Annotated in this window: 10 protein-coding genes; 9 read left to right on the forward strand and 1 reads right to left on the reverse strand. The window is 71.2% G+C overall.

What is annotated here, in order from left to right:
• Nucleotides 1-3: 3 nt before the first annotated feature.
• Entirely contained in the window at nucleotides 4-984 is a 981-nt protein-coding gene (locus tag ACYVOM_RS02215) for a 3-oxoacyl-ACP synthase III family protein (RefSeq protein ID WP_460301486.1), read from the reverse strand.
• Nucleotides 985-1,114: 130 nt separating this feature from the next.
• Here ACYVOM_RS02215 and ACYVOM_RS02220 point away from each other — a divergent pair, with 130 nt between their 5' ends.
• The 9 genes from ACYVOM_RS02220 (at nucleotide 1,115) to ACYVOM_RS02260 (ending at nucleotide 11,128) form a co-directional block, all read left to right on the forward strand.
• The gene (locus tag ACYVOM_RS02220) at nucleotides 1,115-2,284 is read left to right on the forward strand and encodes a cytochrome P450 (RefSeq protein WP_460301487.1); all 1,170 of its coding nucleotides are present in this window, start codon (nucleotides 1,115-1,117) and stop codon (nucleotides 2,282-2,284) included.
• Nucleotides 2,285-2,328: 44 nt separating this feature from the next.
• Complete coding sequence (locus tag ACYVOM_RS02225; protein WP_460301488.1) at nucleotides 2,329-3,483, forward strand: steroid 3-ketoacyl-CoA thiolase; 1,155 nt, start codon at nucleotides 2,329-2,331, stop codon at nucleotides 3,481-3,483.
• Between the two features lie 206 nt (nucleotides 3,484-3,689).
• Nucleotides 3,690-4,631, forward strand: coding sequence for an MBL fold metallo-hydrolase (locus ACYVOM_RS02230; protein WP_460301489.1), 942 nt, complete (start codon nucleotides 3,690-3,692; stop codon nucleotides 4,629-4,631).
• A 130-nt stretch (nucleotides 4,632-4,761) separates the two neighbouring features.
• Nucleotides 4,762-5,658: an SDR family NAD(P)-dependent oxidoreductase gene (locus ACYVOM_RS02235; RefSeq protein WP_460301490.1), complete on the forward strand. Its 897-nt coding sequence runs from the start codon at nucleotides 4,762-4,764 to the stop codon at nucleotides 5,656-5,658.
• A gap of 51 nt (nucleotides 5,659-5,709) precedes the next feature.
• A complete protein-coding gene (locus ACYVOM_RS02240; RefSeq protein ID WP_460301491.1) occupies nucleotides 5,710-6,948 on the forward strand; it encodes a cytochrome P450 in 1,239 nt (412 codons plus the stop codon).
• A gap of 165 nt (nucleotides 6,949-7,113) precedes the next feature.
• The gene (locus tag ACYVOM_RS02245; protein WP_460301492.1) at nucleotides 7,114-8,379 is read left to right on the forward strand and encodes a glycosyltransferase family 4 protein; all 1,266 of its coding nucleotides are present in this window, start codon (nucleotides 7,114-7,116) and stop codon (nucleotides 8,377-8,379) included.
• A 48-nt stretch (nucleotides 8,380-8,427) separates the two neighbouring features.
• Nucleotides 8,428-9,150 carry a class I SAM-dependent methyltransferase gene (locus ACYVOM_RS02250; RefSeq protein WP_460302331.1) on the forward strand — a complete coding sequence of 241 codons (723 nt, stop codon included), beginning with the start codon at nucleotides 8,428-8,430 and terminating at the stop codon, nucleotides 9,148-9,150.
• On the forward strand, nucleotides 9,140-10,225 hold the full coding sequence (locus ACYVOM_RS02255; RefSeq protein ID WP_460301493.1) for a prenyltransferase: 1,086 nt from the start codon (nucleotides 9,140-9,142) through the stop codon (nucleotides 10,223-10,225). The genes ACYVOM_RS02250 and ACYVOM_RS02255 overlap by 11 nt, the downstream gene beginning before the upstream one ends.
• A 126-nt stretch (nucleotides 10,226-10,351) precedes the next feature.
• Nucleotides 10,352-11,128, forward strand: a complete 777-nt coding sequence (locus tag ACYVOM_RS02260; RefSeq protein WP_460301494.1) for a hypothetical protein — start codon at nucleotides 10,352-10,354, stop codon at nucleotides 11,126-11,128.
• Nucleotides 11,129-11,147 lie beyond the last annotated feature (19 nt).

Consider the following 11,147-nt stretch of genomic DNA (forward strand, 5'->3'; position numbering starts at 1 on the left):
CTTTCAGGACCACTCGGCGAAGGCGACGCCGAGGCTGACGCCCCCGGCCAGCCCCACGAACGCGACCTTGTCCCCGGGCGTGAGCCGCCCTTCGGCGACGGCCTGGGCGAGCTGCAGGGGCAGCGTGGCCGACGCGACGTTCCCGTGCTCGGGAAGGGTGACGACGAGCTTGTCGGCCGGGATGCCGAGGATGCTCCGCAGCGTCTCCAGGTAGGGAAGGGTGACCTGGTGGACGAGGACGACCTTGAAGTCGTCCCACGTGAGCCCGTTCTTGTCCAGGGCGTCGAGCCAGAGCCCTGGGCCCTGTCCGAGGAACGCGTCCTTGAGCCTGCGCCCGTCGCCGGAGAAGTAGGTGTACTCGGGGTCGCGCGGATGCATCGACCCTCCGGCGGGAAGGGTGCCGACCTGCCATTTGGCGGAGACCGCGGCGAACTCGAAGCCGAACAGCCCGGTGGGCGCGGCCTCCAGGAGCATCGCCGCGCCCGCGTCGGACAGCGTGTAGCCGGCGAAGGAGTCGACGAACTGGGCCCGGTCGCGCACGCTCCAGCGGACGGCCCGCGAAGGGCTCTCCCCGCTGCACACCAGGACCCTGCGGTACTGGCCGGTGCGGATGAGCGCGTCGCCGACCTGCATCGCGTTGAGGAAGCTGTTACAGGCGTTCTTGACGTCGAAGACCGGGCACGTCAGACCGAGCTTGGCGGCGGCGATGTGCGCGGTGGCGGGCTCGATGAGGTCCTGGGAGGCCGACCCGAACAGCAGGAGGTCGGGCTCGTCGCCGGAGTCGGCCAGGAGCTTGCCCGCGGCCTCCACGGCGAGGTCGGAGGCCTGCTGGTCGGCGCGCATGACGTGCCGGGAGCGGATGCCGGTCATCCGCTCGACGATGGTCGGATGCGGCCGGTAGGGCCCGATCCGGGACTCCACCTCCGCGCTGGACACCGTGTGGTCGGGCAGGTAAGCCGCGACCCCCGCGATCCGTGCTCTCATGCGTCCAGCCTGTCCCCTCGTGACGCGCGCGCCCATGCGTTCCCGTACTCAAGTGCTTTGGGGGTTAGTACCTACTTTGACCAGCTTTGTTCGCGGCATCATCGCACGGGGACAACGGACGGAGAACGCAATGGACCGGTACGAGGCGCGCCTGCTGCGCCAGGGCAATCCCTGGCTCTACGCCCTGCTGAGGGGCTCGCGGCTCGCGGGCCGGATCACCAAGGTGCCCCGGCTGGGCTGGCTGGTGACCGACCCCCTCATAGCGCGCAGGGTCCTCAAGGACCACGGCGGCTTCACCATGGCGGGCGAGGGCGGCGTCGGGCACATGTGGAGCCAGCTGTTCGGCTCGGAGATGGCAGGGCTGTTCGACGGCGCCGCGCACACCCGGGTGCGGGCCGCGGCGCGGGACCTGTTCACCGAGCAGGCCGCGGCCGAACTCGTCGAGCGGGCGCAGGGCGAGCACTACAGGCGGCTCGCCGACAGGCTGCGCGAGGGCGAGACCGTTGACGTGGCCGTGGCGACCCGCGTCCTTGCCGGACGCCTGGTGGCCGACCTCTTGGGGCTTCGCCTGGGCCCGGAAGACTCGCCGTATGAGAACCTGTTCTCCCTGGGCGAGCGGCTCGCCGCGCTCGCCCTCGGCACCACCTCCTCGACCGACCTTCCCGAGGCGAAGGTCGCGGAGGCGTCGCGGATCGCGGCCGAGCTGACCCGGGCCGTCCCGCAGGCGTACGCCTCGGCGGGACCCGACACGATCCTGGGCCGCTGCCGCGCCCTCGGCTTCAGCCTCGACCTCACCCGCGGGCTGGCCACCCTCCTCGCCGTCGCGGGCACCGAGACCGGCGCGTCGGGCACGTCTCGCACCGTTGCGCTACTGCACGACACAGGGCAGCTCCGCACACTCCTGACCAGGCCCGACCTCATGCCCAACGCCGTGCGCGAGGGCCTGCGGGTCGCCACTCCCGCGCCCCTCATTGGCAGGCACGTGGCCAAGGACGTGACGGTCGAGGGGAGGCTGATCCGCGAAGGCGAGCGCGTCATCGTGCTCACGCACAGGGCGAACAACGGGGCCGGGGCCTTCGACGTCACGCGCGAGTACGTGGCCGAGACGCGGCAGTTGTGGTTCGGCGCGGGACGGCACCTGTGCCTCGGGGCGGCGGTGGCCCGCACCCAGGTGACGCGGATGCTCCAGGCGCTCACCGAGACGGGCCGCCCTTACCGGGTCGTCTCCCGCCGTGCCGCGCGCGGCGTACTCGTGCCGACCTACCACTCCCTCAAGGTGACCCTCGACGCGCCAAACTAGAACACGTTACAGTTAGCCCCGAACCTTATTCGGGAGGAGCGGGCATGGGACGACCGGTCATAGTCGAGGCGGTGCGGACCGCGCAGGGCAGGCGGGGCGGCTGGCTCGCGGGCGTCAAGGCCCAGGAGGTGCTGGGCCGCACCCTGAAGGCCCTGGTCGAGCGGGCGGGCATCGACCCCGCCGAGGTCGGCCAGGTCTTCGCGGGCTGCGTCACGCAGTCCGGTGAGCAGGGCGGGCACGTCGGCCGCCAGGCGTGGCTGTACGCGGGCCTGCCCTGGCAGACCGGCGTCACCACCATCGACGCGCAGTGCGGCAGCGCCCAGCAGAGCGTGCACCTCGCCGCCGCGCTCGTCCAGGCGGGCATCGTGGACGTCGCGATCGGCTGCGGCGTGGAGGTGATGAGCCGCGCCCCGCTCGGCTCCAACGTGCTGCCGGCCAACCCGCGCCCGCCGGACTGGGACCTCGACCTGCCGAACCAGTTCGAGGCCGCCGAGCGGATCGCCGACCGGCGCGACCTCACCCGCGAGGACCTCGACGCGTTCGGCCTGCGCTCGCAGCAGCTCGCCGCCAAGGCGTGGGCGGACTCCCGGTTCGACCGCGAGATCGTGCCGCTGCACGACGTGCCCCAGGTCGACAAGGAGGGCAACGAGACGGGCGAGCGCCTCACCGTCGCCCGCGACCAGGGTCTGCGCGAGACCACCCTTGAGGGCCTCGCCAAGCTCAGGCCCGTGCTGAAGCGGCACACCGCGGGCAGCAGCTCGCAGATCTCCGACGGGGCCGCGGCCGTGCTCGTCATGTCCGAGGAGAAGGCCCGCGCCCTCGGCCTGCGCCCGCGCGCGGCCTTCCGCGCCCAGGCCCTGGTCGGCGCCGAGCCGTACTACCACCTCGACGGCCCCGTGCAGTCGACGGCCAAGGTGCTGGAGACCGCCGGGATGTCCCTCGGCGACATCGACCTCGTCGAGATCAACGAGGCGTTCGCCTCCGTCGTCCTGTCGTGGGCCTCCCAGCACCGGCCGGACATGGACAAGGTGAACGTCAACGGCGGCGCCATCGCCCTCGGCCACCCCGTCGGGGCCACCGGCGCCCGCCTCATCACCACGGCCCTCCACGAACTGGAGCGCCGTGACGGCGAGACCGCACTCGTCACCATGTGCTGCGGCGGAGCCCTCTCCACCGCCACCATCATCGAGCGCGTGTGATCCGGAAGGTCCCCTCCACCAAGGCTCCCGCCCGCCCCCGCGCCGCAGGCCTCGACGAGGAAGCACACTGAAGTGATCGGGCGCCCCGGCGCCGCCCATCGGCCCCCAGGGCCGGAGCGGCGGCGCCGGGATCCCCAGCGGCCGATCACGGAGCGACGAAGGAGCGACCAGAAGAAATGCCGGATCTCGGTGGCGGTTTGTGGAGCGTGCCAGTGCCCATTCCGGGCAATCCTCTGGGGCGGACCATCGTGTACGTCCTGGAGAGCCCCAAGGGGCCTGTGCTCATCGACGCGGGGTGGGAACACCCCGAGGCGTGGAAGGCGCTCAAGGAAGGGCTCAGCGGGATCGGCGCCTCGATCGAGGACGTGTACGGGGTCGTGGTCACGCACATGCACCCCGACCACGCGGGCCTCGCCGGGCGGATCCGGGAGCGGTCCGGGGCGTGGATCGCGATGCACCGGGCGGACGCGGCGCTCATCAGGCTGATGCGGGAGCGGACCGACGAGCGGCTCGGCGACTGGATGGTGCGGGCGGGCGCGAGCGAACCTGAGGGCGCGGCGTTCAGCGACGGCGACCACCGGCCCGACCCGCCCGCGGTGCCCGACCGCGAACTGGAGCACGGCGACCTGATCGACCTGCCGGGCAGGGCGCTGCGCACGGTGTGGACGCCGGGCCACTCCCCCGGGCACATCTGCCTCCACCTGGAGGACCGTGACGCGCTCTTCACGGGCGACCACGTGCTCCCCGAGATCACCCCGCATGTGGGCCTCTATCCCTACGACCTCCCCGACGTCGACCCCTTGGGCGACTACCTGCGCTCGCTCACCATGACGGCCGACATGGGCGTCGAAGACGCGCTGCCCGCCCATCAGTACTCCTTCAGCGGGATCCCCCGCCGCTCGAAGGAGATCATCGAGCACCACGAGGAGCGGCTGAGCGAGGTGCTCGGCCTCCTGACGCCCGAGCCGCAGACGCTGTGGGCCCTGACCTCGCGGTGCCATTGGAGTTACCCGTGGGACACGATGCCGGCCGTCAGCCGCCATCTGGCCACCGGCGAGACCGCGGCGCATCTGCGCGTCCTGGAAGTGCGGGGCTTGGCCCGGCGCGCGGGCGGGCAGGCTCCTCTGCGATACGCGCTCGCCCCCTGACCGTCCGCGACCACCACCCCGATCTGTGGCGTGGGACACACGCCGCACCCGAGTGAGACCCTTGACGAGACTGGCGTCTCACCGTTGACTGGACACAAACCAAGCAAGCGTTAGATCATCCGGAGCGTTCATGAGCGACACCCCTGCCGCCGCCGACACCCGCCTGGACGGGCGCGCCGCGATCGTCACCGGCGCGGCCCGCGGCCTCGGCCGCGCCGAAGCCCTCGCCCTGGCCGGCGAAGGCGCCCGGCTCGTCCTGAACGACCTGCCCAGTGCCGCGCTCGACGCGGTCGCCGAGGAGATCCGCGACGGCGGCGGAGAGGCCGTCGTGCACGCGGGCGACGTCGCCGACTGGAACACCGGCGAGGGCCTGGTCAAGGCGGCCCTCGCCGCGTACGGCTCGCTCGACATCCTGGTCAACAACGCCGGGTTCACCCGGGACCGGATGATCTTCAACATGTCCGAGGAGGAGTTCGACTCGGTCGTCCGCGTCCACCTCAAGGGCCACTTCGTGACGTCGCGCCACGCCGTCGTCCACTGGCGCGGCCTCTCCAAGGCCCAGGGCGGGCCCGTTTACGGGCGCATCATCAACACCTCGTCCGAGGCGTTCATGATCGGCGCACCAGGCCAGCCCAACTACGCGGCGGCCAAGGGCGGCATCACCGCGCTCACCCTCTCGACGGCGCTCGCGGCCGGCCGCCTCGGCGTCCGCACCAACGCGATCTGCCCCCGGGCCCGCACCGACATGACGACCGCGGTCTTCGGCGCCGCCCCCGAGGACGGCCCGGACCCGCTGTCCCCCGCGCACGTGTCCCCGCTCGTGGCCTACCTGGCCTCGCCCGCCGCCGACTCCGTCAACGGCCAGGTGTTCATGGTCTACGGCGGCCACGTCGCCGCCCTGGTCCCGCCGACCGTCGCCGAGGTCGCCACCGCCCCGGACGGGGCCGCCTGGACGCCCGAGGGGCTCGCCGGCGCGCTCCGCGTCCCCGACGGGGGCTTCATCACCCCGTTCCCCAAGCTCGGCTGAGCGACCGCAAGCCCACTCCTGAAACCGACGCCCACCCTTCGAGGAGTCCGCATGTCCGCACCCGAGATTCCGAAGATCGACATCATCGCGCTCGACCAGTACGAGCAGAGCGGGACCCCGCACGAGCAGTGGACGTGGCTGCGCCACCACGACCCGGTGCACTGGCACTACGACCCGGACCCGAACGTCCCCGGCTTCTGGGCGATCACCAAGCTCGACGACATCATCCACGTCTCGCGCAACCCCGACCTGTTCTCGGCGGCGATCCGCACGTCGATGTTCCAGGAGATGACCGACGAGGACCTCGCCCTCCAGCAGCAGATGATGCTGTTCATGGACCCGCCCAAGCACACGCGGCAGCGGTCCTACGTCAACCGCGGCTTCACCCCGCGCATGATCAACAAGCTGCGCTCGCACATCGAGGAGATCACCCACCGGCTGATCGACGACGTCTGCGAGACCGGCGAGGCCGAGTTCGTCCGGCAGATCGCCGCGCCGCTGCCGCTGCAGACCATCTGCGAGCTGATGGGCGCGCCGATCGAGGACGCCGACTTCCTCTTCGAGAAGTCGAACATGCTGGTCGGCTACGACGACCCCGAGCTCCAGGCCACCCCCGAGGTCGCCCAGGCCGCCGCCGCCGAGATCTACATGTACGCCCAGAACATCGCCGAGCAGCGCAAGGCCGAACCGCGGGACGACATCGCCACCAAGCTCCTGCAGCCGGACGAGAACGGCAACCTGCTCACCGACGACGAGTTCAACCTCTTCATCCTGATGCTCACCATCGCCGGGAACGAGACGACCCGGACGGCGACGGCCGGCGGCATCGTGGCGTTCTTCGAGCACCCCGACCAGTGGGCGCGGCTCAAGGAGGACCCGTCGCTGATCGCGTCGGCGGCCGACGAGATCGTGCGCTGGACCAGCCCGCTGAACCTGTTCCGGCGGACCGCGACCCAGGACGTCGAGCTGCGGGGCAAGAAGATCAAGGCGGGCGACAAGGTCGTCATGTTCTACCCGTCGGGCAACCGGGACGAGGAGCACTTCGAGAACCCGTTCGCCTTCGACATCGGGCGCGGCCTGAACCCGCACATCGGGTTCGGCGGCGGCGGCCCGCACTACTGCCTCGGCACCCACCTGGCCCGGATGAACCTGACCGTCCTGTTCGGCGCCCTGGCCGAGCGCCTGCCGGACATCGAGCAGGCGGGCGAGGTGCGCCGGATGCGGTCGAACTTCGTCAACGGGTTCAAGGAGATCCCGGTCCGGTTCACGCCCACGCCCAGGCGCGGCTGAGAACCCTAATACCCGGGCGAATACCCTCAAATAAGGCGGGTCACCCCAAGGTGGCCCGCCTTTCACCATAGAAGTGCAAGGAACCCATCGGTAACATGTTCGGGCTAGAGTCAGACACTCCGTACAACACTGGATTGATCCGGGCGCGATGATGAAGAGGTGGGCGTGAGCGCTGAGAAGCCGCTGCGGATTGCACTGCTTTCCTACCGGAGCAAGCCCCACTGTGGAGGACAGGGCGTCTACCTGCGGCACCTGAGCCGCGAACTGGTCGACCTCGGCCACACCGTCGAGGTCTTCTCCGGACAGCCGTACCCCGTCCTCGACCGCGAGTCGATCACCCTCACCAAGATCCCCAGCCTCGACCTCTACAACGACGAGAACCCGTTCCGGAACCCCGCCCTCGGCGAGTTCCGCGACTGGATCGACGTCCTGGAGTTCGCGCACATGCGCACCGGCGGCTTCCCCGAGCCGCTGACGTTCAGCCTCCGGGTCCTGCGCGCCCTCAAGAAGCGCCGCCGCGACTTCGACATCGTGCACGACAACCAGGTGCTCGGCCTCGGCAACCTCGGCATCCCCAAGATCCTGCCGTTCGTCACCAGCATCCACCACCCGATCAGCCAGGACCGCAAGATCGAACTGGAGGCCGCCCGCAAGGTCGGCGGCTGGGCCGGCGTCAAGCAGTACCTCGGCAAGATGCGCTGGTACGGCTTCGTCCGGATGCAGGCCTACGTCTCGTCCAGGATCGGCCGGGTCCTCACCGTCTCCAGCTCCTCCAAGCGCGACATCGCCGCCGACTTCAAGACCGACCCGGCGAAGATCCACGTGCTGCCGCTGGGCGTCGACACCTCGATCTTCCACCCGCGCGGGCCCCGCGAGGAGCGCGTCGCCGGCCGGATCGTCGCGATGGCCAGCGCCGACTCGCCCCTCAAGGGCGTCGACGTGCTCCTGCGCGCCGTCGCCAAGCTCGCCACCGAGCGCGACGTGCACCTCGTCGTGGTCAGCCGCCCGCAGAAGGACGGCCCCACCGAGAAGCTCGTCAAGGAACTCGCCCTCGGCGACAAGGTCCGGTTCGTCTCCGGCGTCTCCGACGAGGAACTCGGCGACCTCCTGGCCTCCGCCGAGATCGCCGTCGTCCCGTCCCGCTACGAGGGCTTCTCCCTGCCCGCCGTGGAGCACATGGCCTCCGGCACCCCGCTGGTCGCCAGCGCCGCCGGGGCGCTGCCCGAGGTCGTCGGCGACGCCGCCGTCCTGGTGCCGCCCGGCGACGTCGAGGAACTCGCCGCCGCCCTGCGTCGGCTGCACGACTCCCCCGACGAGCGGGCGCGCGTGGGCGAGGCCGGATACCTGCGCGTCCAGGAGCGCTACACCTGGTCCGCGGTCGCCAAGGCGACCGTCGAGCACTACCGGGCAGCGATCGCATCCGCACGCTGACCCTACGTTCGCGGATCTGCCCCGATCCGCAGGTGGAAGGAGCCCCCACTGCTTACCGTTGACTTCCAGCGGTTCCCCATCGCCCTGGGGGAGCGCGTCCTCGACATGGGCTGCGGCGGCGGACGGCACGCTTTCGAGCTGTACCGCCGAGGCGCCGCCGTGACGGCGTTCGACATGGACGCCGAGGAGCTGAAGAGCGTCCAGACGATGTTCGGCGCGATGGAGCTGGAGGGGCAGGCCCCCGAAGGCGCCTCCGCCGAGACCGTCGAAGGCGACGCGCTCGCGCTCCCCTTCGGGGACGACACCTTCGACAAGATCGTCGCCGCCGAGGTGATGGAGCACATCCCCGACGACATGAAGGCGATGCGGGAGCTGTTCCGCGTCCTCAAGCCGGGCGGCCAGGTCGCCGTCACGGTGCCGTCGTGGCTGCCCGAGCGGATCTGCTGGGCGCTGTCGGAGGACTACCACACCGCCCCCGGCGGCCACGTGCGCATCTACACGCGCGCCGAGCTGGAAGCCAAGCTCAAGTCCATCGGCTTCCGCATCGACGGGCACCACCACGCGCACGGGCTGCACTCGGCCTACTGGTGGCTCAAGTGCGCGGCGGGCCTGGAGAACAACGACAACCCCGCGGTGAAGGCCTACCACCAGGTCCTGGTGTGGGACATCATGAAGCAGCCCCTGGCGACCCGTCTGGCGGAGAAGGTGCTCAACCCGGTCATCGGCAAGAGCGTCGTCGTCTACCTGACCAAGCCGTCCTATGCGGGCTGACGTCATCCTCACCCCCGAGCAGGTCAAGGCGACGGCCCTTTCCATCGTCCGTCAGCAGTACCCCTCGGGGGCCATCCCTTGGTACTCCTCCTTCGACGGCTACCCGGCCGGGAAGGTCGACGCCTGGAACCACATCGAGGCGGCGATGGCCCTCTCGGCGTCCGGGTTCGGCGCGGAGGCGCGGCGCGCTTACGCCTGGCTGGCGGGCGAGCAGAGGCCGGACGGCTCCTGGCCCGCCAAGTGGGAGGACGAGCAGGTCACCGACACCGGGGGCGAGTCCAACCACGCCGCCTACATCGCGGTCGGCATGTGGCACGAGCTCCTCGTCACCGGCGACGAGGACTACGTCAGGTCCATGTGGCCGACGGTCCGCGCCGCGATCGACTTCGTCGTCGGCCTCCAGACGCCGCTCGGCGACGTCAAGTGGATCCGCTGGGAGGACGGCTCGACCGGCGCCGAGTCGCTGCTGACGGGCTGCTCGTCGATCTACCAGGCGCTGCGCTGCGCGGTGGCGCTCGGCGAGCGGCTGGGCGAGCCGCAGCCGGAGTGGGAGCTGGCCGCCGACCGGCTCGGCCACGCCATCGCCCACCACCCGGAGCTGTTCGCCGACAAGTCCCGCTGGTCGATGGACTGGTACTACCCGGTGCTCGGCGGCGCGGTGCGCGGCGAGGCCGCCGACGCGCTGATCGCCAAGGGCTGGGACACCTACATGGCCCCGGGGCTCGGCTGCCGCTGCGTGTCGGACCAGCCGTGGGTGACCGGCGCCGAGACGTGCGAGCTGGTCATGGCCCTGGACGCCGCAGGAGACCCCCGCGCCTACGACGTCTTCGCCGACATCCAGTTCCTGCGCCACGAGGACGGCTCCTACTGGACCGGCTGGCAGTTCGAGCACCAGCGCCACTTCCCAGGGGACCGCTCCACCTACACCGCTGCGGCCGTCCTGCTGGCCTCCGAGGCCCTCGCGGACGCCACCCCGGCCGCCCGCATCTTCAAGGAGATCGCCGGCCGCCCCCTGGGCCCGTCCCCCACCCCCGCCCCACCGGCCTGCGACTGCCCCCAGCCCGCCCGCACCTGACGCCGGAGCGGCAGGGACACGGACGGGACGTTGTCCCGGCCGGACGGGACGGCGCGGACCGAACCCGCACGCGCGGCCGCCCGTCGGTACCCGGAGACGATCCGGTACCGACGGGCGGGAGCAACGATGGACGGCAAGGCGGAAGGGCCCTCGCAGCCCGCCGGCAAACGCGCGGCGCGCACGGAGTGGCGGCCCTCCCCGCGGACGCGCGACAGCGGCCTCATCGCCGTGTTCGGCGGCGTCCTGTACCTCGTCTCCTACGTCCTGCAGGATTCCTACGGCCTCGACGCCGCGAACGTGTCCTTCATCGTCCCCGGGTTCGTCGCGCTGCTGGCCGCGGCGGGCCTGCTCGTCGCTGAGCGCACACGCGTCGCCGGGGCCGGACTCGTCATCGCCTACGCCGTGCTCGACGCGGGCTGGCTGACCTACGACTACACGGAGAGCGACCACTACCCGGCGACGTTCGCCGTCGGAGCCGCACGCCTCCTGATGTACGTCGGAGCGCTGGGGACCGCGGCCAGGCTCTTCGCCTCCCGCCCGCGCCCGTTCCGGCCCACGGTCGGCAGCCTGTTCTTCCTCATCACCACGGCCGTCCAGCCGATCGCCCACCTCGGCATCGTTCACGCCGAGGGAGCGCCTCTCGTCATCGACGCCACCCTGATCTCCGTGGCGATCGCCGGCACCCTGGTCATCGGCGGCGCCACCTGGTCGGTCGAACGCTCCCCCGCGCTCTCCCTCGGCCTCCTCGGCGGGTGGGCGAGCCTGCTCGCCTCGCTGGTCCTCTACTCCGCGACAGGCTCCGGCGTGGTGAACTCCCCTTGGCTGGAGATCATGATCAGCATGTACCTGGTCGCCCTCGGCGTCCACTTCGGCATCAACGCCGAAAAGCGCCCTCGCGCCTGAGCACTCCCCTCCACCGCCG

The organism is Actinocorallia aurea, from assembly GCF_054783995.1.

Excerpts from the sequence above, each read along its gene's own strand:
- ACYVOM_RS02220 (WP_460301487.1), top strand. The coding sequence starts at position 1,115 with ATGGACCGGTACGAGGCGCGCCTGCTGCGCCAGGGCAATCCCTGGCTC.
- ACYVOM_RS02225 (WP_460301488.1), top strand. The coding sequence starts at position 2,329 with ATGGGACGACCGGTCATAGTCGAGGCGGTGCGGACCGCGCAGGGCAGG.
- ACYVOM_RS02255 (WP_460301493.1), top strand. The coding sequence starts at position 9,140 with ATGCGGGCTGACGTCATCCTCACCCCCGAGCAGGTCAAGGCGACGGCC.
- ACYVOM_RS02240 (WP_460301491.1), top strand. The coding sequence starts at position 5,710 with ATGTCCGCACCCGAGATTCCGAAGATCGACATCATCGCGCTCGACCAG.
- ACYVOM_RS02260 (WP_460301494.1), top strand. The coding sequence starts at position 10,352 with ATGGACGGCAAGGCGGAAGGGCCCTCGCAGCCCGCCGGCAAACGCGCG.
- ACYVOM_RS02215 (WP_460301486.1), bottom strand. The coding sequence starts at position 984 with ATGAGAGCACGGATCGCGGGGGTCGCGGCTTACCTGCCCGACCACACG.
- ACYVOM_RS02235 (WP_460301490.1), top strand. The coding sequence starts at position 4,762 with ATGAGCGACACCCCTGCCGCCGCCGACACCCGCCTGGACGGGCGCGCC.